This window comes from Pseudomonas sp. G(2018) (assembly GCF_005502415.1).
Lineage (GTDB): Bacteria > Pseudomonadota > Gammaproteobacteria > Pseudomonadales > Pseudomonadaceae > Aquipseudomonas.
The window spans coordinates 26,489-46,063 of the sequence record NZ_SCOO01000036.1 but is presented as its reverse complement, the minus strand read 5'-3'; the positions used below and the strand labels follow the sequence as shown (position 1 = coordinate 46,063).

Below are 19,575 nucleotides of genomic sequence, written 5' to 3'. Positions count from 1 at the left end.
AGCAATTAGCGCTCGTCTTTAATGCGAAACTGTCGTGCGAACGGTAATTGGAGTCGACTCCTTGGTTCTAATAGTCAGCGTCGTGCTGGTCAGCGTGGGCACATCGTTTACTGGATTAACGGTGATTGTGACGGTCACCGGTGCTGACCATGCACCAGCGCTATCCTGCGCCCGATAAGTCAGTGTGGTGGTCCCGTTCCAGTTTAGGTTCGGGCTAAAGGAGAGGGTCGATCCTGTGATAATTGCAGTGCCATTTGGTGAGGGAGTAACGACTTGAAAAACCGTAGGTACTGGTGAGTCAATATCTGTTGCGGTAAGCGTTACGGTGCCTGTCGTGTCCTCGTCTGTGACCAGGGTTTTCGCATAGGCCACTGGAGCATCGTTGACTGGACGAACGACTATCGTCGCTGTACCTGCACCGGACCAGGCGCCGGCGCCGTCCATGACACGATATGTAAGCGAGGTCGTACCGTTCCAATTTGGGTTAGGGACGAATATCAGCGTGTTCCCACTTACGCTAGCGGTGCCGTTGGCGGGAGCCGAGAGGATCTGAAAAGTATATGGTCCTGGGCCATCGTCCGAAATAGCAAAGGCCGCGGAACCTGTGACATCCTCGTCAGTTGTGAGAGTAAAATTGCCAGCAGTTGGTGTGATGTTGTAGCAGCTGTTGTGCACAGTGAAGCCAGAGTAATTACGGGCGCTGCCGTCAGACCACAGTTCATAAGTTCGGGTTTGATTGATGCTACCGCTTGGAGTGCTTGCGGGGCAGGTTAGCCACTGGGTTTCGGTCTGTGTCGACACGTAATACGCTGCAGCCACACATGAGCTGGATTCGACGGACCAATATTGACCCCAGTAAGGATCGTAGGGCGATCTAAGACCATACTTACTGTTGCATGCCTCACCTGGATAAGGCCCGCCTTGCTTACATATCCAGTTGACAGACCCGACCTGACCGGCTGGGCATGCCGTCGTTTGGCGATAGGTGTACGTCATGTTACCCCCACTATCCGCTAAAGCGACGGGCGAAGATAAGCTAAGGATCGTGATCCATCCCAGAGCAATCATTTGAACTGCCTTCAACAATGATCGATAGGATCGGAATCCAAATAACGTCCTTACAAGTTCATGATATCTATCCATTTATTGCCCCGGTGCAATACAGAGTAATTTGATTTGACCCGAAATTACCAAGTGCCGCATGGCTTGTGCGGGCAATTCGCCCCTAGAAATGGGCTCTGATTTCTGTCAGCTATCGCGCAAGGAGGGCGTCAGCAAGCCAAAGGATTGAGAGCAATCGCAACTGTGAGGGCACGAAAATCTTGAGAGCTTGATATGGCCGTGTGATAAGCGGGCATTTCGAAATGCGGCCGTAGAGACCGCATATGGGGGGGCTCGGATTACATCGACTGGCGTTTTATTTGATCCTTGAGTTGAGTTGGCAGGCCAGTAATCGTCAGTTGACCGCTGGTCTCGTCATAAACCACTTTGTTGCCCAGCAAATGCGCTTCAAAGCTGATGGACAGACCCTCGGCGCGGCCCGTGAAACGACGGAATTGATTGAGCGTTTTTTTGTCGGCAGGAATTTCTGGCGACAGGCCGTAGTCTTTATTTCGTATGTGATCGTAAAAAGCCTTTGGATGTTCTGAGTCAATCAACTCGGACAATTCTTCCAGGCCAATGGGTTCCCCCAGTTTTGACTGGCTCGCAGCGTAGTCGACTAGGGTGTTTGTCATAAATCTGGTCGTTTCCTCCGGTAGGTCCTCGCTCTCCACGAAGTCGCTGAAAGCTTTGAGTAGGGTCCGGGTTTCGCCTGGCCCGTCGACACCCTCCTGGCAACCAATAAAATCGCGGAAGTAGTCAGACAGTTTCTTGCCGTTCTTCCCTTTGATGAACGAAATGTATTGTTTTGAGTTTTTGTTGTTTTGCCATTCCGAAAGATTGATCCGCGCTGCCAGGTGTAGCTGGCTAAGATCAAGATGCCGAGACGGGATGACTTCAAGGCTTTCACTGACCGCCACGCCTTCGCTATGGTGAACAAGCGCGATCGTCAGATACTCAGTCAACCCTTGTTGATAGTGTGCGAATACGACATGCCCACCGGAAGTGAGGTTGCTTTCCTCCATGAGCTGCTGCAGATGCTCAACAGCAATCAGGCTGAGCTCTGTGAAGGTCTTGCCCTCGCCGAGGTAATCTTTGAGCCAACCACTAAGAGGGTGGGCTCCAGACTCTGGATGGAAAAATCCCCAAGCCTTCCCCTGTTTGGTGTTGTAGCTTTCGTTCAGGCCCGACATCAACTGGTCAAGAGCACTTGATTCGGTCAACTCAGTGCTTGATGAGTGCAGGATTGCCGGGGAACCGTCTGGTTTCTTTTCGATCAGGTGAACTATCGCGTGTCGTACGGGCATAAAGTTAATGCTCATTAAAAAAATGGGGTGGGTACTGAGCCGTTCAGAAAGTGCCTTTCATCTGGCTCAACATTCGAGAATTTGTCTCCCCTAGCCATGGAGGATGGATTCGACATTGTCCGCCTGGTCATCACCGGAGGAATGTCGATTGGATACCCTGCAGAGGTTTGAATCCTCAGACTTAACTAAACGTGATGCCGCAAGTCGTTGCGAAATGGGAGTGGTGAGCGGATCAATGGATTGAGCTCGCCCATTACTGATGATTAGCAAGGCCGTCCATTTGATACCTCGGTTTGTGGCGTCAGGTTCGGGGTTGCGGCGTATCTCAATACGCGCACTTTGGTATGCCTGATGCCACTGCTCTTTGTTGATGTCGGCCGCTTCTTTGGCCGGAAGTGTGGAGGAGGTTTGCAAGCTCATGTTCTCGAACCTTTTCGTTATGGATGCAAACGAATCCTGCACGAAGACGTGAATATGCAAGTCTCCCCAACTCGCCCGAAAATTGGGCCGGATTGCGAACATCCAAATGGTGCTAGGCCACATGATTCTCTTACCAACCTAGGGGGAGAGCCCAAATGCCTACAGTTCGATTCATGGGGCGAAGAGATGTAGAAACGCATTGTCCGATGGCGCCGACGCATCTGGTTTCGATTTCAGACGGTGAGGACGATCAGGCCCAAATCGTCCAATCGCGGTGGGCTAGCGTAGCTTTCGAGTATTTCGTTGATGGAGAGTACGACGAGACGCGGATCCTCATGTTTGGCGCAAAGTTTCCTGTTTCATTTCAGGACTACCTTTTGCCGCCTCAGGCTGACTCAGTAAGGTCATTGGTGGATCGATTAGCTTCGACCGGGCTCGATATCGTCGTGAACTGTCAGGCAGGTCGCTCTCGCAGCGCTGCAGTGGCCAGGTACATTTCCGAGCGGCATGGATACGACCTCAAGCAAGAAACACCCGATGCTAATCAGACAGTGCTCAGGTTGCTTCGGCGGGATTCGTCGCTTTGTTCTACATTCCGTGATGTTACCTCTCCTAGTTCAAGTGACCAGAAGGCTGACGGCGCCGTTCGCGCGCTTCTCAAGCTATTGGGGCTTTGGACGCCGTCAAGGCAGTAGCAATAGGGATGGCGCCGGCTTTTGAAATAAATGCGAGAGTATGGAAATAGCCGCAAAAAAAGCCCGCATGAGCGGGCTTATGGGGGCGACTGCTCTGCAAGCGGGTCACGACTGGAGACGGCGCCGCACGTAGTACGAAATTACATTTCCATGCGTTGTTTTCTTGCTCGATCAAATGTCGAAAGTGGCTTGCTTCTACGTAGCTCGGCTCCAGCTGTTGGGGGCAGGGGCTTTAGGGGAATCTGGTGAACGATCACTAAGCGTCATCGCCTTCCACAAACTGACTCACAAAGGCGCCAACCTTGGCAGTCAATTCACGGTGTTCACTTTCCACTTCGGCGAGTCGTGTTTGGTAGTAGGAAATGCACTCTACGAAGGCATCCTGTGTTGTCTTGGCGCGCATACTTAGATTCATGCCGCGAGTCTTGTCATATAGCCAGAATCCGTCGCTGCACTCCGAGAGCGTTAGAGTCTCTGTGAGTTTGGTGCTGTTAATGTGTTTGCCCATCTTGGGTTTCCTCGGTATTCGTTATGAGGCCAGCGTCTCACTGGTCGCCTTAAACGCAAGGCCATAATCAACCCCAATTGCTCGTGCCATTTCCCACGCTCGAGCAATGAGCAATTCCTAATCCCGTCCCGCAACAGAGCGAAACCAACGGCAATGCAAGCTCGAATGCCCAACTGATGTTGTTCTTATGGCTTGTTCTGATCCAGATGCTGGTAGCCAGCTTGGCCAAGCACGCGAGCGCCCGTACTGTGAGTTAGCAGGATTGAAAAGATTCTTTCAGGGCTTGCACTTTCAAGATCGTGAGGATGATGGGGTCATTAATTGTCGAGGACGATTCAATGGCAAAGAACCATCACCATTCCCCTGCTCAGAGAATCTGTGGGCATGTGGGTATGCACGTTTTTCACTATTCGGGTCGCAAAGGGCAGGCCGAGGAAAATCGATACGCAGCTAACTCGCTCTGCCCAGAGTGCGCTGGTGTGATTCGAGTGTGGTTTGAACAATCTGAGCCCGGTTTTTATAAGGTCGATCTCCCCAAGCTGGTTTCCCACTCTCCAAGTCTCATATCGTGGGGCAACAGGGTTCGTATCGCTCAATTGCGTAAGTTGGGCCCAGTGATGAAGCGAATGGCCTCAGAATCCGAAAGCGACCCGCTGGCGGCACTCACTCTTCAGGTGCTGACGATGATGTTTAAAATCGACTCCGCTAACTTTTGGGTCGACGTTGATAAACATACCTATGGCACCTACTCACTTGGTTGGGATCTCGAAGCACTCATTCGGGGGCGCGAAACAGCAACCAATCCGCTGGGCAAGGCATCAGTGTTTGGGTATTGGTTGGCTCGAAATGAGCGTGTTGCGAATGACGCGATCGAAGCTGCGGCGTTGCTCAAACCCATCCTGAAGGATTACAAGCGAGGTGCAGTCGTAGCTGAGGAAGCCGCATCCACTTAGAAAACTACTTGTCACTGTAGCCGTCCTTGGGGCGGCTTTTTTGTGGCGTATTACCAGAGATTGGCCCCGTTTTGGGGAGCAGATCCGGATCTGAAGTGCGCTTGGTCTGGGGAGAATTGCATCATCCCCACCAGGAGAAAATCAATGAATCAAATGCGCAATGTATCCCTTCATACGCTGCTAACGCTAAGCGGCCTGAGCTTGCTCATCCTGCCTCAGTTCTCTCATGCGGCCGGCAGCTTGAACAGCGCAGCTGACAACCTAGATAGTATGATGGATCAGATGTTCAAGATAATGCCTTACACCTTCGGGCTAGTGATCCTCATGGTAATTCTTCAGATTGTGAGAGCGATGAATCCTGGAAGCTCGTCCGGGCAGATCAACGATGCAGCACCGAGAGCTCCAGTCATAGCGCCGCCTGTACTGCAGGCTCCAATAGCAGGTGCGGAAGATCACCGCTCTGTCCTTGCCTCCACGACCGTGGAGCAGCCGACATCGGTGCCTGGTTCCGAAAGCGGCGAAGCTGGCAGCCGAAAACTACACCTTGATTGACAGGTCATTTTCCTGATCAACCTTGCATTTTCGCAAATCCCCGGAAGATAGATTGTGGAAGCTCCTCCTGGCCGGCATCTGATACCGGCCACGCTTTCACTCGAATGCAGCGATTGTTGAGCCTATTTGCCCCAGTTCGTGGCGCCAATAGGGCAAGGCCGGCGCGCTCCTTCGTGAAACACTAATTCCATGAATTTGTCGAAATCGTAAGGGATTGCCATGTCCAAGAATGAAGCCTTGAACGACCGTATAAATACGCCACTGAAGCTGGCATTTCCGGTCGTTGCAATCGAAACCTTTGAGTTGGCCAGGGCCGCTCAAGTCATCTCTGCAGCAGCAACTGAGCTGAAAAAGCATTTCTTAGCAATGCCTTTCAAACAGGTGCCAGACCCAGGTTATATCGCCAAGGTCGCAGGAGAAGCACCCAAAGATAGCCGTGGCGCCGTTATTTTTGACCAGTATTTTTTTGACCGACAGCGTCTAAATGCCGAAACCCTTCCCAGCTTGAAAGCGTCCCTGGCCGCTCTTGAGCAACACGGCATTACCTACGTTATTGCCGGTCGCGACTCCTTGGCCGAGGAGTTCGTTTATCACATCGATCTGCCAGCCATGGATCAGGCCGAAATAATTGAAGTTCTGATGAGCGCCGAACGAGACGTCGAGCGATCGATTGGCAAATCTTCCCAAGTGCCGACCATTTTTGATGAGCGCGAGCGGGTTGTGATTGCTAACCACGCCATGGGCTTGAGCCACACACAAATGCGAAATGTGTTCATTCTTTCGGCTTATCGCAAACACAAGGCGCTTGACTACCTGTCAGAGATTCGGCGTGAGAAGGGCCATATTCTGCGTGATGTGGGTCTAGATGTTTTGGAGCCGATCAACATTGAAACTGTTGGTGGGCTTGAGCCACTGAAGTCATTCCTCAATATCCGAAAGGCAGGTTGGGATAAGGACTTGCCTTTAAAAGGGGTGCTGCTGGCGGGTGTTCCAGGTGGTGGTAAAACGCTAATGGCTAAGGCCGCTGCGGGTGTGTTCGGAACAACACTTGTTCGTCTCGACATGAGCCGTTTCTACTCGAAGTACCTGGGTGAGACTGAGGGCAAATTCATTCGTGCGCTTCAGACAATCGACCAGATTGCGCCCGTTACCGTTCTCATGGACGAAATCGACAAAGCCTTTTCACAAGGTGAAGGAGACCACGAGGTATCGCGTCGTTTGCTCGGTGCTTTCCTGTATTGGCTTCAGGAGCGAAAGGGCAAAGTCTTTATTGTCGCGTCGGCCAACAGAATCAGCGCCTTACCCCCTGAGCTTATGCGCGCTGGGCGCTGGGATCGCTGTTTTTTTATAGATCTGCCCAGCAAGGATGAACGCGTAGCAATCTTCCAGATTCACTTGAAGAAAGCAGGTGTCGATGTTCACCACTTCAAGATGGACGATCTGTTGATTGCGAGTACTGGCTATACCGGTGCTGAAATCGAGCAGGCCGTGGTCGATGCTCAATATCTCGCGTTGTCGATGGATACTCAGTTAAACCAAGAGAATCTCCTTGATGCTTTGGGAGATATCAGTCCTGCCAGCGAGACAAGAAAGGCTGATATCGACTCAATTCGTAAATTGGGCGATCAGGGCTTCTACAGAGCCAATACCCAAGATCGAAGCGAGCCGCTACACAACGTTCGCCAACTGACCGTCGATTGATATTAGGAGATTGCAGTGAGTCATATTGTCAGAGCAAAAGTCGCAGTGTCCTACACGGACATCGACGTTCTTATGAAGGCCTTATCAGGCCTGGGTAACCTCTACCAAAACGAGCAGCTATACCGAATTGGCGTAGGGCTCACTTCCGAGCGGTACCAGTTGGTATTAGTTGATCCATCAAACTCCAAGCATCGCCTTGGGTTCAACCTTGAAAACGGCGTTTTCAATCAGTTTGTCGAGAACTACGGTTCGTCCGGTGACTGGACTAAATCCGTGAGTACGCAAATTGTGGACCGCTACTTGGCCTATCACTACGCCAAGCAATTGGAAGCGGAAAATTACAACGTGTCGATCGTGGCTCAGACCGATGGATCTCTTGAGGTTGTGGCCGAGGAGGTGGTGTGGTGAAGCGTGTAGTCGTGAGCATCAAAGGCGGAAATGTGAGTGCTGATTTTCAGGGCTTTCAAGGTCGCGCGTGTGAAGATCTTGAAAAGCGTATTCGGCCGGATGGCAGTGAGGTGAATGAGGTACAAACAAAGCCGGAGTACGACTTTGCCACGTCCGAGTCACAAACCCAGGCAGTGACTTACTGACGTCCACTTGGCGGCGGTCAGGCAGTTCGAGGTAACTCCGCTGCCTGGCTGCGGCGCCCTTCAGATCGGTTACTAAGATTCTTTCAACAGAGATCACCTCTTGAATAAATCTCTCCCCCATAAGCGCAGGATTGTAATCCGTGATGGCGTGGTCGTCGGATTCGCTGACGAGGTAAGCCTAGTCGGACTGCAGGTCGACTCATTCCTTAAGGAGCGTGTGTCACATGTTGTTCCGAGAGCGTTGCTCCTGCAGAAGGTATTCACGGTGCTGAGAAGATTTTTCTCTGACACCTCTATGGTTGCCGTCTGGACCAGGCGATGGAAGTGTCAATGGAATGTGCGCATTGACAGCGTGACATTTGGCCCTTTCGATTGCCGGGAGCAGGCAATAAAGTTCGAAAAAGAGAAAATTTACAGCATGGGACGTTTCACTCAATCGCACCAAAAGGGCGGGGTGGCACCGTGAAGTTCTCTAGCCGATTTTCTCTTGTAATCCTCCTATTCCTTGGCTTGGGAGGGCAGGCGTACGCCCTATCTTCCAGCGACCAAAACGAAGGCGCACTTATTACTGAGGGCGCTGAAAGCAGTGGATTCAATGGGTCACTTGGGATTAAAGAATCAATTTTGCTTAGCCGCGATCAGTGGCGAAAGGTCATTGTGGATGGTAAGACCCAAATAGAAATTTGCCCTGGTCGGTACCGCGGTGCCAGTTGGTGTCGGGTGCCTGATACCGAGGGTCTCAACTCGTTTATGGGTGGAATGGTTACCGGTGAGGCCTATCCAGCTGAAAAAGCTATTCATTTGCTTGCAGGAAAGGATGCACGAATCCTGGAAATGCGTGAGAAGGGTGGAACCTTAGAGATTCTCTATGGCGCACGCTTTAATGGGGATACGGTTCGACGATCCGGTATCGAAAGCATTGCGGTAGCGCGACCCACTGAAGAAGACAAAGCCGGCGTAGCAAGTGCCTCGATCATCTTAAATACCGGGGTAGGGTTTTTGATATTGGTTTGTCTTGGGGTTGTTCTCGTTGGTGTCTTCGAGGAGCGCGCATCGCGTAGACGGCGTATCGATGGGCCAACAATGCAGGAGTCTCTCGTGGCGAGGTTGCGTGAAGAGCAGCGCTTGCTAAATCCCCCTGACAGGGAGATTCGCCAACCTGCACCTCTGCAGACTCTTTCTGAGTCGTCTAAGTCGAGAACTGAAAGTCCCCCGATTGATACCGGAGCCCACACCGTCGCCAGCAAAGGGCGAAGGCTGTTCATTGATTGAAACGCTTACTCCATAATCAGTTCGCTTCATGCCTGTCCGGGCTCACTTCTGGGCCCGATTAAACTCCCTTCTTACTTGCGCAAGCCGATCATTGAGCCTCTCAACGGTACTCGAGGAAGCTATGCGGCTCATCACACTTACCACTGGGGCATCGCTGAATGCCGGATTGTTATTTGTCTCCTTACCAGGTGGTCATCGGCCTCTTCTCATCGATGCGGTCGCGATTGTTCTGGCTGTTATTTCCAGCATCGCGATTTATCGATGGTCTCCGCGCTTAATCAAACTGGTCCTTTTGATTTGCTATCTGTCCTGGCTCGCTGTCGCAACGACGCTGGGCTTTAGCTCAACACTGAGCATCGGGTCGCTGCAGACGTCGCTTGGATCATTCGTGAGCGTTTCAATCGTCTTTGAGTTGCTGGCGGCCGGGTTAGCTATGTGCGCGGCTGCAGGCTACTTGGCAATCGTCGAGATGCGTAGACAGGACGCCCGTGAACGCAATGAATCCGCCAGCTCAAAAAGTCCCACCCTCAAGGAGTGTGCAGGAACGTTGTGATTTGGTCCTTACATTCACGTTTCAGCGGCTATAGCAGGGAGCTCAGGAGTCATGAGGAATTTTTTAACGGTATTGGTGGGTGTTTGTGTCTCATTGAGCCAGTGCACAATTCAAGGCGTCACAAGTTTTTTTGGAGCGAATCCAGCGCTTGAACGATTGAAGGATGCTGATGACGGGGGTGAGCATCTATCATTATTGATTGAGCCGTCTAAGCCGATCAGGGCATTTACCGATGCGGAGCAGCGTCTTGCAGGCCTGGACGGGGCCTATAAGGCAACCGGCATGACACACAGGCTTCATGCAGGCGAATCTGTTATTTGGATGCGATATCCAACTCCAGCTGGAATTGCACGAGCATTGGAATATAAAGGACTGGCAGGGGAGCCAGTCCAACTCGTTGAAATATAGACAGATGCTGGGTGTGGGTCCCATGATGGGAATTAGCAGACTGCCTGATTAAGGGGTAAGGTATGCCTTGTTTGCGGGTACCCCTCAGTCGTTAGGAGAGCTTGAACTGCACGCATTCTTCGGCTTTCAAAGTCGCCAGTGAATGCAGGTAAATGTGCTCGGATCCTGCAGATTTTTGCAGTTCTAGCCCTAAGCCAGTTTGCATCAGAGGTTAGGTTGGCTCCCGGATTCGAAGCGAGAATGGCGGATACTTTTAGTCGTAGCTCATCTGTCATTCGCACTCGACCGAGGATGTGAAAATCACTATTTCGTATTGTCGAGCAATCTGCATGACTCATGGCCGCGGCGTTGGACGGAATGCCGCAGGCGAGTTTTCGCGTACCCAGAATCGCGCAAGCTTCTTCAAAAAGATCACCGCCGCTCATCTCACCAACCTGAAGCGGAATAATGACTCGAACGCCCATATCAACCCATTTCCGTATTGAGTCTGCGTAAAGCACCCAGAGCCTTCTCGTTTCCACCTGGTCACCAATTACGTCCGGCGCTACGACGCTTAGATTGGCCGGCTGAATGGTGTTTGTCGCAATCGTCTCGTAGGCGCTAATGACTTTGCCCCAGTCCATCTCCTGCTTCTTCTGGAAGGCGGTGAAGGCGCCGCTGTCGACAAAGGCCATTCCCCCCTGGTCTAGATGCTTTGGAATGGCGAGGTGTAGTTGCGCCAGCGTCAAAAGGGTCGCTACCACGCCTACTGGCATACCTAGTTGAGCTATTGCTCGAAAGTCAGAAAAACTCGTCATTCCTGAGTGAAAGGCGGTGGTCCACGGGTGGTCTGGTACGTTCATAGTCTGACTCGAGTTTTGATTTGCAACGATTTTCATCGAAATAGCAAAACTGCAAGTCTGACCAGATCTGCTCCATTCTCAGTGCCAGATCACCAGCATTGTGAGCCCCGGAGTTGAGATGCTAGCGGGAAACCATGGAGCGAAAACTGTGCACATAGAATCACTGTTCAACGATCTTAGCGTTCTAGGTCTCAAAGCCATTTATCCAAGTGGTAATGCCAATCCCAGCCATCAGTCGAATCATGAGGTGCTTGGAGGCTTTGTGGCGCCTGGCCGATCTGGTGGGTACCTTGTTCGGTACTGCAGCGTCGACCAAGAGGAACTGGTTGAAGTACTTCGGCGACACGACGTAAAAGACCCAGAAGGAATCAGCGCTGACATCATAATGAATTCGATTTCAGTGGATGATGAGCGCGCATTTCTGCAGGAGGAGGCTTTGCAGATCCTTCATGAGGGCCTTGCGTTTATTCGGTCGCAGCCGGTTCGCCGTCAGCGCCAAATAAGCCATATCGCAGATGCCTTGTATCTAATTCCGCTGTCCGTAACGGGCATGGATGACAGAAGCCTGGAGAACCTAAGAGAGCAGGTTGGAGCAGCTCGCTCGCAACTGGTCGGCGCCGGTGCCCGATTCAGGAATTTGAGAACCTCAAGTGGTCGGTACACACCTAGCATGGGCATTATCGCGATCCTGATTTGTGTGTCTGGGGTCGACGCTGGCCAGGCATTTTTTAATCAACGATTGATGTACGCCGGTGTAGCAGGATTCATTTCTCTTTGCCTTGTCGGTGTTTGGGTGATGAGTTTTTGGCGCGCAAAGCGAGAACGAGTCGAGGGTAAATCAGCGTCCTAGACTTGCTTTCAACGACTCTAAACGTCCTGTATCTTTTCCGGGCTAGGAATTCCCCGTTAAAAGCAGGAGGCTTAAAGAGACGGTAACTTGTCTGTTGGTGGCTGCCTTGCATGTTCGAGAAACCATGAGAGCGTCAATCCAAACCCCAAAGGTGTTTGGTATGACGACCGAAAAATATCCTGAAATTCCCCTCGCATTCAGGTGGCATGCAATTAAGGTGGCGCTGAAAAAACAGGGGCATTCGCTGACCTCTCTTTCCAAGAAAAGTGGCGTTACGGGGATAGCCTCAGCCGGCAAAAAACATTACCCCGCTGCTCAAGCGGAAATTGGCAAAGCCCTTGGCGTCTCAGAGAAGATTCTTTTCCCTGAGCGATACGACGTGTCTTGGTCTCAAGAAATGCAGGCACAAGTTGAAGAGCTCATGCCTGGCTTGTTTGCGCTTCCTGAGACAGAGGAGCCAAAGCCACTCTTCATCACCATGGTGGAAGAAAAATCTTTGATGGCGGTCGATATTACGTCGATCCCTGCAGAGGAGCCTTCCAGGCTCACATGGGTAAAATCCGAACTTCGAAACCGCGGGTTTGTCTTGGGTACTCTCGCTTCACATATCGGCGTTCCTCGATCAGCTTTGGATAACTTGGGAAGTGCTCGGTCACCTTCGCTTCAAGCGTTGGTGGCGACATGCCTAGGTATTACCCCCCAAGCAATCTGGCCGGAAAGATATGATGACCAAGGTGTGGCTATACCTTCGCGTCGCAAAGTCGAGCGTCGGTGGACTGATCGAAAAATGGAGTACCAACTCGATCTTTCTGAAGGACTCTGGTTGCCCATGCGAGATCTGACAGGGCTGCCAGGCATGGGCAACGACGTCACCTTCATCATCATGCACGGTGAGAATCAAGGTTGGAAAATTCGTGAGCGGTTCGGTGTTTATGAGGTCGCATTCGATTCATTACCGACAGAAACCCGGTCCTTTCTCCTGCTCCCTACAGCCAATCGAAGCGTTACCGCTGCTCAGGATTCCTTTCATGGGGTTCGGATCGTTTCGCATAGCGTGACCCAAACTAAAGGTGTTGTTGATGTCGCTCATGTGGATGGCGAGATTGCTCTCAAGGTAACTGATGGCAACTCATGCGTTGAGGTAATGCTTGATCGTCGTGACGTTGCGACACTCGCGCCAGCTCTGCTGGACGCAGCAAAAGCAGCTGCTGACTCAGGTGGTTAGTTGGCGGTGAAATTGGCGGCAAAACGTTGCATTTAAGACATGGGATGTAGTGTTGATAGGTGCAAAGGAGAGACGAATGCCACTACTGAACGTTAGCCCGTACCTTGAACTAATCGCGACCTCTATCTCGATGGAGATTATCTCTGTCTCGCAACACGAGGTTGAGGAATGTCTCATCGCGGCCTTGAGTCGCGCAGGGAACCATGCCCTATGGAATACCGCCGGCGAAAGCTTGCTGGTGCATCCGTTCGCAGTAATGTCACTTATGGACGACTGGCAGGAAGTCTTAGCAATCAAACTCTGTCTTGATGTCGAATGGAGCGATCAGGTGTTGCTTGATCCACAGTTTGAGCTGACCACTGCCGCGTTTCGCGATTTGATTCAAGCCTCCGCGACAGCGGTGCTGAGAACACCATCCCCAACCATGGAACGGTCTTCAAACGATCTGCGTGAATCAATTTCGTTGTCGTCCTCGAGCGGCGAACCCTTGAAGCAGGCGCTGATCCGGATTGCGAGGCAGAAACAAGGGCTGAGGTTGGTTTCCGCGGCGTAGGATTGTATTTGGGCCCGTTCCAAGGGGCAGACACACCCCAAACGATGGCGAGAGCTGAATAGAGTTGCCTCATACAGGCCTGCTTGACCAGGTCGCGGGATTTATAAGGCACTCATCAGATGCAGATACGGTTCGGCCTCAATGCCCTTGAGCTAAAAAAGCATAATCAAGTCCAGGTCATTTGGGACTCGGAGAAACTGGTTAACGGCCATACGCTCCTGGTAGGAATGAGTGGTGCAGGTAAGACTTTTCTACTCCGGAAAATGATCTCGCACATGCTCCAAACGTCTGGCTCATCAGTCCCGCGCATTCACGTGTTTGATATTCACGGGGACCTTGAAATACCAGGCGCCTCAGAGGTTCGCTTTAGTGAGCGTTCGAACTGGGGGTTAAATCCATTACGAGTAAATCCCGATCCTCACTTCGGTGGTATTCGCAAGCGCGTGCAAGCTTTCATTTCGACAATAGAGCGAAGCATGAGGGCTATGGGAACGAAGCAGGAGGCTTGTCTACGTAACCTTCTGCTCGACGTATATGCCCAGTATGGATTCAAACAGGATGATCCTTCGACCTGGGTGGTCGAGGAGGAGACTGCGGTCATCATGACCGACGGCCACGAAGATAGGTTGTTCATTGATGTCCCGAAAGGGGAGAAGGATGAGGCAAAGGCCCTCGGGGCTCGCTGGAGCGGTGGACCGCTGTATTCGTGGTACGTTGCGCAAGATCAGTACCAAGGCGCTATCACGAGATGGCCACCTAAGCTCATGGCGCGGACACATCCCTGCATCAAGGATGTGCTGCGGATGGCTCAGAACATTCATCAGCAGTCGTTTTTAGGAACAAGTGCTGAAGCAGTTAGCTACCTGGAGGTTGCGAACCGATCTGCAGCGGCCTATCGGAAAAAGGCCATTCAGGCGCTACGCAAAGGTGAAGCCAATTTCGAAGATGAAGCAGCGAAGGTCGACCTGGATAAGGCCAAGGCGAAGGCTATCGATTCATTCACGACGTATGTTGAGGCTATTACTACCGGCAGAGAGTTGACATCGCTGATGAAGTACGACAGTACAGACGTACTGAAGTCAGTGGTCGATCGGCTTCAGAATCTGGATGCCATCGGTATTTTCAAATCCGTACAACCTCCATTCCACGAATCAAATCCTGTCTGGCGCTACCACCTTCAGGCGCTCTCGATGACGGAAAGAAAATTATTTGTTCTGTTTCGTTTGGAGGAGATCTTCCTGGCGGCCGTTGAGCGCGGGCCACAGGATCGGATTCGAGACGTGATCATCCTGGACGAGGCGCATGTGTTCGCGGATGAAAGTGAAGACAACATCATCAACACGATCGCAAAAGAGGCGCGTAAGTTCGGTCTCATGCTCGTCGCAGCCTCGCAGAGCCCGACTCACTTCCCACAGGATTTCGTTGCATCGGTTGCGACAAAAGTTGTGTTGGGCATCGACGAAATTTTTTGGAAGCCCAGCGCGACAAAGTTGCGCCTTAGGGAAGACGCGTTGGCGTGGGTCACACCTACCAAAACGATGCTTGTTCAACTGAAAATGAAAGGGGAGACCCAGAATGACTGGCACTGGTGCAGCATTGCGTAGCGCAGTTCAAAAGTTTCTTTTGCTTGCTGTGTGTGGGTTGCCACTGGCGAGCTATGCGAGCGAAGTAGATATCAAATCGCAACAGATGCTGGAGCGGCTAGAGAGTATTTCTATGCCAATCGGCCGTGGGGCTATCTTGCAGGATCGCCTTGGGTGCCTCTGGAGCGTCATGGAAGGGGAAAAGGCACCTCGCCTGGTACGACTGTCAGATGATGAGGGAAAGCCTCTGTGTAGCGTTGTGGCGGACGCCACGGCGGATAAGACTATTCCCCCTGAGGAGAAGTAGTGATTTAATCGTGTTTCTGTCCTGGCGTATGTTCGCTGGGCTTTGAAGCTGCTCCTTGCAGCACCTTTTCTAACCCTTGGGGGATCTCTTCCCCTTTGGGGATGGGTCCTCCTTTTTTTGGAGTGAACCCATGAGAAAACTACCCGACCAAACCGAACAATCCTCGCAATTCGTTCGTGAGCATCAAGATGAAGTCGACCACCTGATGACCGCCTGTGTTGAGGCCGGTCGCCAGTTTGTCGGTCGGCACGGCACGATGTTGCAAGCAGGAACAAACGCTGTTCTAACTCGCTTCCTGGATTCAAAAAATCCGGTGGCCTTCATGCTTAAGTTGCGAGAGTTTGCGTCTGTTTTTGCAGGTACTGCGGTTTCATTAAGCTACTGGGGATTGGTTGACGCGATTGGTGCGTTGGCTGATGCCGTCGGTACTCAATGGATGTTTATGTCCGAGGAAACTCGGCTTACCAGGCTGCAACACTCAAAGGAGCACCTGGGTGAATCTCAATTATTGGTGATTGCCTCCTAAAGGAGCCGACCCGCGCGCAAAAAAAAGCCCGTCCCTTTTTCAGGGGCGGGCTTTTTTTTATAGCGTGTTATGTCTGGGTGATGCTTCATTGCAGTACGCGCCGGCGTTCGCGTCGTGAATCAGAGTTCTGTCAGGCGGATGAATCTCTGCGAGCGACATCTGAGAAACTGATTCCAGATTTGCGTCGCATCCATTCTTTTGCCCTGATAGTCCGATCAGTTCCGTAGGAATTGCGGCGGCCAGGAGACCGTTGCTGACCGCTGCACTGAAGCCGATGAGTAAAAGCGATCCAATCCCCAAGCCGGTAGCTATTGTTTGCCTTGTCAGCACGATAGTGACCTCAAGCGATTTGACATGCTTGAGGCTACGCCGACCAACCTACCTGGGTTCCTTGATTGGTACCAAGGAAGGGTAATCGAGTTTCTACTTCAGTCGACCAAATTACGGATTGCCTCTTCGTCAGGATGGCGCTGGGCAGCTGTTTTAAGTGTGGCTATTTCGTCATCTGTTAGGCTGCGGTAACCATCAGGTTGGGTGGTGTCGATAATAAAATTGACCTGCCCCTTCAATGCGTCCTTTAGGCCATAGTATTGGTTGTACTGGATCAGCTTGTTGGATTCATCCTCGCGTTCGTCTGCAACAACCATTAGCTGACCTATGGCTATCAGGTTTGCAGCAATCGACGCACCCTCGAGGGTGATTGATTCTTCAGTCATGCCGAAGGATGCGCTGACCTGATCGAGCGTTGGGAGAACCAGCGCCATAGAGCCGTTTGGATACTTACGAAGCTCGTAAGCGCCGTCTGTGTACTGATCCTGTAGGAGGTGTCGCATAGCGGTCAGAACAGTCTGCTCGAATGTGTGGCAGTAGGTACCATAGATGTCAAAAAGAGCCTGTGGTGTGAGCTCCAGTACGGTGTAGGGTTGAGGCGTAATGTTGGATTGCATGATTGAATTCCTAACGATCAGAATTCTCAAAATGCCTCAATATCCAATAATGCAAGGTCCGCAATAACTTGCGAAATCACCTTGCAGATTAAAGAGTCCGTTGTAGCCTCCGATAGTTATGCCATGCCTAGGATCAAGACCTGGGGGTCTGAGTAACGCACCGGCAGTCGCTGGGCTTCGTGAAGGAAACCGATTTTTGGCAACCATTGATCAATCTCAATTGGCTGGACCAGCGCTAAATTTTGGCAGATGGCCAGGCTGGATCGCTGAAGCAATTCCAGCTGCGGTTAGGGTGCTTCCCTATTTCTTTGCACTGACGTTTTTTGCAGCTGTAGTGGCGATCACTTTGCTTCTGGTGGTCGGCAAGGCAGCATTCCATCTGTTTAGTTTGGCTAGTCCGCTTGTATTTGTCCTAGTAGCGTTATGTGCTTGGAAGTGCGGAATGCTACCTGGCGGTGCCGTTGTCCGAAGCAGCATTGGCCCAGGATCTCCATGGCGAAGATTTTTCAGAATCGCAACGCCCTTGGCCCTCGTTATCGGGGGTGTTTTAAACCTCATCGCGCTCGTGGCGATGATTGGTGCTGATGCGATGGCTTGGAAGACCGGTGTCTTGCCCAGAACCGCTTTCCCTATGGAGCTGCTCGATCCTGAGAAGCGTACGCTGCTCGTCATTTTGTACACCACAGCGGTTGAGCAGCAGTTAGGGCTGATGCCCCTCTTCGTGGTCATGGGGGGACGCTTGGAGCCCTTCCTAATTGCTGCGGTGATTTCGCGCCGGTTAACGTGGAATGAGGCCTCCAAAATTCAGTCATCGCTGACTAAAAGCGAAAAGTTTTGCCTGGGCCCGATGCGTTTGCTAGTTCTTGGGGGCGTCTGCCTGCAGGCTTCAGCACGTATGCTTGATGCCACGTCGAGTTGGTTGGGGGTCGCCTTGTTACTGATGAGCATCTGTGGCTGGCTGTTCTATTGCAGTTTGATTACTGTGGCGTCGAAAGATTTAGTTCGAGTAAATAATCAAGAATAATTTATGCGACGGCGGACTCAGGTCCGCCAGTAATTCAATGTGCGGCATAAAACCGTGTATATAGTCCCTTTAGTAGAGATCAAATCTTGTTTGTTTTGGTATTCTTCTGAATCCCAAGGAAAAACCATTAATATAAGTTCTGAAAACCAAGCATAACTCCCATGTGTCTGTTTCGACGCACGTGGTCGATCGAAATTTTGATGGTAGTGCGTCGCCTTCCGAAGCATCATTGAGCTCTTCAAAAGCAGCATCGATCATGTCGTCGGTTAAGTTTTCGTCGTAGAATGCATCAGATACGTCTATAAAGCGGCCAAATTTATCAAGTATGTTCAGTGGGTAGATAGTTCTTAGAGCGTTTCTATGCATCTTCTTTAAAATGTCAAGATTTGGGATTTGATCAATTTCAAAGTAAGAGCTTTGAAATGTTTCACGACTGAAATTTAAGCTGTGAAGCCCGAAGAATCCAACTGGTTTCCACCCCATAACCAGTTTCTCAAGAAGGGCTTCAGCCTGTCTTGCATCGCGTATTGACGAGTCGGAATAAGTCGTTAGGTTCGCATACTCTTTGTTTCGTCTAAATGATGAGGCGTTTTCGCCTTTTACGCCAAACACTAAATTCCAATTAAAGGCAACCGGAGAGGCCCCTCTCATCCATGCAAACACATGGTAGCGAGGCGAGCCTTCAAGGTCGCCGGCTTGAATTACGTTTATTAGCATTCTTCCTGAGACTGGTACTCGCTCAGCGGCAATAGTTCCGGTAACAGGATTTTTCGCTGAAATGACGGCATGAAGATCTTCAATTGTTATAGATATGTTTTTATCAGTAATGAGTTCTTCTTCTCGTGACCAGCTTTTGATTAGCTCTGCTATGGTTGAATCTGATGCTTTTTTGGTCGTCTCAACGTTGACGGTTGACGGCGTTTTAGCGTCCTCGCTGGCAAAGATGCTTAGTGATGTCTGCTTAAATCTTGGTGGCGGTGACGGGGCCTGGGTATACGAGGTGAGAGAGTCTAGTGATAGTTGTCTTCCTGCTTCGGCCATAACTTCGCGCTCGATGTCTTTAATCGAGTTAGTTAGCTCTGAGGAATATTTCCAAACAATTTTTTCGTATGTGCGTGGAGGTACCAGCTTTAAGACACTACGTATGTCAGCGGAAGTCATGCTAAATGTATGGGCGAAGGTGCGTACTTCTTTGCATAGCATCAAATACTCTGCAGAGTAGGCCTTTTCATGTTGATCTATTAACGTCCCATGGGTGTGGCATACCCAAATCCCGTTTTTGATGTCGCTTAGTTCGTCTGGTGTTTTGCTCGAAGGTCTAGGGCATCCAGTTTGAGTGGCACCATATATGTGAGCTGCGACTCCGATTCCCCCAGACCTAAGCTGGTCAGTAGGCGTGCCATCTTTTTTTTTCTTGGTAACGGCCATTGTTGTGGGTTCTAGGCATAGTTCGTAGCTACAGGTATGCCCAGCACCAGCTGCTAAAGCTATTCTTGTTTCAGGAGAAAATTCTGCCCTGCATGTAGATGAGCCAGTCTTTTGATTTTCTGCCACGATGATTTTTCACGTCGGTTGTGTGGTTGAAGGATGTGTCAAATGCGATTCGCATGGCAACCTTTTACAGGGCGTGTGGACGGAAGGGATTTCCCAAAAAA

At 51.1% G+C, this 19,575-nt stretch carries 21 protein-coding genes; 14 read left to right on the top strand and 7 right to left on the bottom strand.

What is annotated here, in order from left to right; translation table 11 throughout:
• Positions 1-18: 18 nt before the first annotated feature.
• The 4 genes from FFS64_RS32315 to FFS64_RS25915 all read right to left on the bottom strand — a co-directional run bounded on the left by FFS64_RS32315 (position 19) and on the right by FFS64_RS25915 (position 4,031).
• Positions 19-996 (bottom strand): tandem-95 repeat protein, encoded by a 978-nt coding sequence (locus tag FFS64_RS32315; protein ID WP_372242189.1) that lies wholly within the window; start codon positions 994-996, stop codon positions 19-21.
• Between the two features lie 404 nt (positions 997-1,400).
• Complete coding sequence (gene yejK / locus FFS64_RS25930; protein WP_057977911.1) at positions 1,401-2,408, bottom strand: nucleoid-associated protein YejK; 1,008 nt, start codon at positions 2,406-2,408, stop codon at positions 1,401-1,403.
• A 90-nt stretch (positions 2,409-2,498) separates the two neighbouring features.
• Positions 2,499-2,828, bottom strand: a complete 330-nt coding sequence (locus tag FFS64_RS25925) for a hypothetical protein (protein WP_125919893.1) — start codon at positions 2,826-2,828, stop codon at positions 2,499-2,501.
• A gap of 951 nt (positions 2,829-3,779) precedes the next feature.
• Positions 3,780-4,031, bottom strand: coding sequence for a hypothetical protein (locus tag FFS64_RS25915; protein WP_057977905.1), 252 nt, complete (start codon positions 4,029-4,031; stop codon positions 3,780-3,782).
• Positions 4,032-4,369: 338 nt separating this feature from the next.
• On the opposite strand from FFS64_RS25915, the gene FFS64_RS25910 reads away from it, so the two are divergent.
• The 8 genes from FFS64_RS25910 to FFS64_RS25870 all read left to right on the top strand — a co-directional run bounded on the left by FFS64_RS25910 (position 4,370) and on the right by FFS64_RS25870 (position 10,063).
• Positions 4,370-4,984, top strand: coding sequence for a hypothetical protein (locus FFS64_RS25910; RefSeq protein ID WP_125919891.1), 615 nt, complete (start codon positions 4,370-4,372; stop codon positions 4,982-4,984).
• A 144-nt stretch (positions 4,985-5,128) separates the two neighbouring features.
• A complete protein-coding gene (locus FFS64_RS25905) occupies positions 5,129-5,536 on the top strand; it encodes a hypothetical protein (RefSeq protein ID WP_057977901.1) in 408 nt (135 codons plus the stop codon).
• Between the two features lie 219 nt (positions 5,537-5,755).
• Complete coding sequence (locus FFS64_RS25900; RefSeq protein WP_137807680.1) at positions 5,756-7,237, top strand: ATP-binding protein; 1,482 nt, start codon at positions 5,756-5,758, stop codon at positions 7,235-7,237.
• A 15-nt stretch (positions 7,238-7,252) separates the two neighbouring features.
• Positions 7,253-7,645, top strand: a complete 393-nt coding sequence (locus tag FFS64_RS25895; protein WP_171017137.1) for a hypothetical protein — start codon at positions 7,253-7,255, stop codon at positions 7,643-7,645.
• The gene (locus FFS64_RS25890) at positions 7,642-7,830 is read left to right on the top strand and encodes a hypothetical protein (protein ID WP_057978950.1); all 189 of its coding nucleotides are present in this window, start codon (positions 7,642-7,644) and stop codon (positions 7,828-7,830) included. The genes FFS64_RS25895 and FFS64_RS25890 overlap by 4 nt, the downstream gene beginning before the upstream one ends.
• 462 nt (positions 7,831-8,292) lie before the next feature.
• Positions 8,293-9,102 carry a hypothetical protein gene (locus FFS64_RS25880; RefSeq protein WP_057978946.1) on the top strand — a complete coding sequence of 270 codons (810 nt, stop codon included), beginning with the start codon at positions 8,293-8,295 and terminating at the stop codon, positions 9,100-9,102.
• 121 nt (positions 9,103-9,223) lie between these two features.
• Entirely contained in the window at positions 9,224-9,655 is a 432-nt protein-coding gene (locus FFS64_RS25875; RefSeq protein WP_057978944.1) for a hypothetical protein, read from the top strand.
• Between the two features lie 51 nt (positions 9,656-9,706).
• Positions 9,707-10,063: a hypothetical protein gene (locus FFS64_RS25870; protein ID WP_125919935.1), complete on the top strand. Its 357-nt coding sequence runs from the start codon at positions 9,707-9,709 to the stop codon at positions 10,061-10,063.
• A gap of 32 nt (positions 10,064-10,095) precedes the next feature.
• Here FFS64_RS25870 and FFS64_RS25865 read toward each other — a convergent pair whose 3' ends face one another.
• Positions 10,096-10,905, bottom strand: a complete 810-nt coding sequence (locus FFS64_RS25865; RefSeq protein ID WP_057978952.1) for a hypothetical protein — start codon at positions 10,903-10,905, stop codon at positions 10,096-10,098.
• Positions 10,906-11,053: 148 nt separating this feature from the next.
• Between FFS64_RS25865 and FFS64_RS25860 the strand changes: the two genes are divergently transcribed.
• The 5 genes from FFS64_RS25860 to FFS64_RS25840 all read left to right on the top strand — a co-directional run bounded on the left by FFS64_RS25860 (position 11,054) and on the right by FFS64_RS25840 (position 15,949).
• Positions 11,054-11,755, top strand: coding sequence for a hypothetical protein (locus FFS64_RS25860; RefSeq protein ID WP_125919934.1), 702 nt, complete (start codon positions 11,054-11,056; stop codon positions 11,753-11,755).
• A 160-nt stretch (positions 11,756-11,915) separates the two neighbouring features.
• Entirely contained in the window at positions 11,916-12,980 is a 1,065-nt protein-coding gene (locus FFS64_RS25855) for a helix-turn-helix domain-containing protein (protein WP_057978938.1), read from the top strand.
• A 76-nt stretch (positions 12,981-13,056) separates the two neighbouring features.
• Complete coding sequence (locus tag FFS64_RS25850; protein ID WP_057978788.1) at positions 13,057-13,533, top strand: hypothetical protein; 477 nt, start codon at positions 13,057-13,059, stop codon at positions 13,531-13,533.
• Between the two features lie 119 nt (positions 13,534-13,652).
• Positions 13,653-15,137: a DUF5710 domain-containing protein gene (locus FFS64_RS25845; protein ID WP_057978786.1), complete on the top strand. Its 1,485-nt coding sequence runs from the start codon at positions 13,653-13,655 to the stop codon at positions 15,135-15,137.
• A gap of 416 nt (positions 15,138-15,553) precedes the next feature.
• Positions 15,554-15,949, top strand: coding sequence for a hypothetical protein (locus tag FFS64_RS25840; RefSeq protein WP_057978782.1), 396 nt, complete (start codon positions 15,554-15,556; stop codon positions 15,947-15,949).
• Between the two features lie 428 nt (positions 15,950-16,377).
• Here the strand turns inward: FFS64_RS25840 and FFS64_RS25835 are convergent, their stop codons facing one another.
• On the bottom strand, positions 16,378-16,896 hold the full coding sequence (locus FFS64_RS25835) for a hypothetical protein (protein ID WP_057978779.1): 519 nt from the start codon (positions 16,894-16,896) through the stop codon (positions 16,378-16,380).
• A 196-nt stretch (positions 16,897-17,092) separates the two neighbouring features.
• Between FFS64_RS25835 and FFS64_RS25830 the strand changes: the two genes are divergently transcribed.
• Positions 17,093-17,920 carry a hypothetical protein gene (locus FFS64_RS25830; protein WP_125919927.1) on the top strand — a complete coding sequence of 276 codons (828 nt, stop codon included), beginning with the start codon at positions 17,093-17,095 and terminating at the stop codon, positions 17,918-17,920.
• 69 nt (positions 17,921-17,989) lie between these two features.
• On the opposite strand, the gene FFS64_RS25825 is transcribed toward FFS64_RS25830, so the two are convergent.
• The gene (locus tag FFS64_RS25825; RefSeq protein WP_125919926.1) at positions 17,990-19,474 is read right to left on the bottom strand and encodes a hypothetical protein; all 1,485 of its coding nucleotides are present in this window, start codon (positions 19,472-19,474) and stop codon (positions 17,990-17,992) included.
• Positions 19,475-19,575 lie beyond the last annotated feature (101 nt).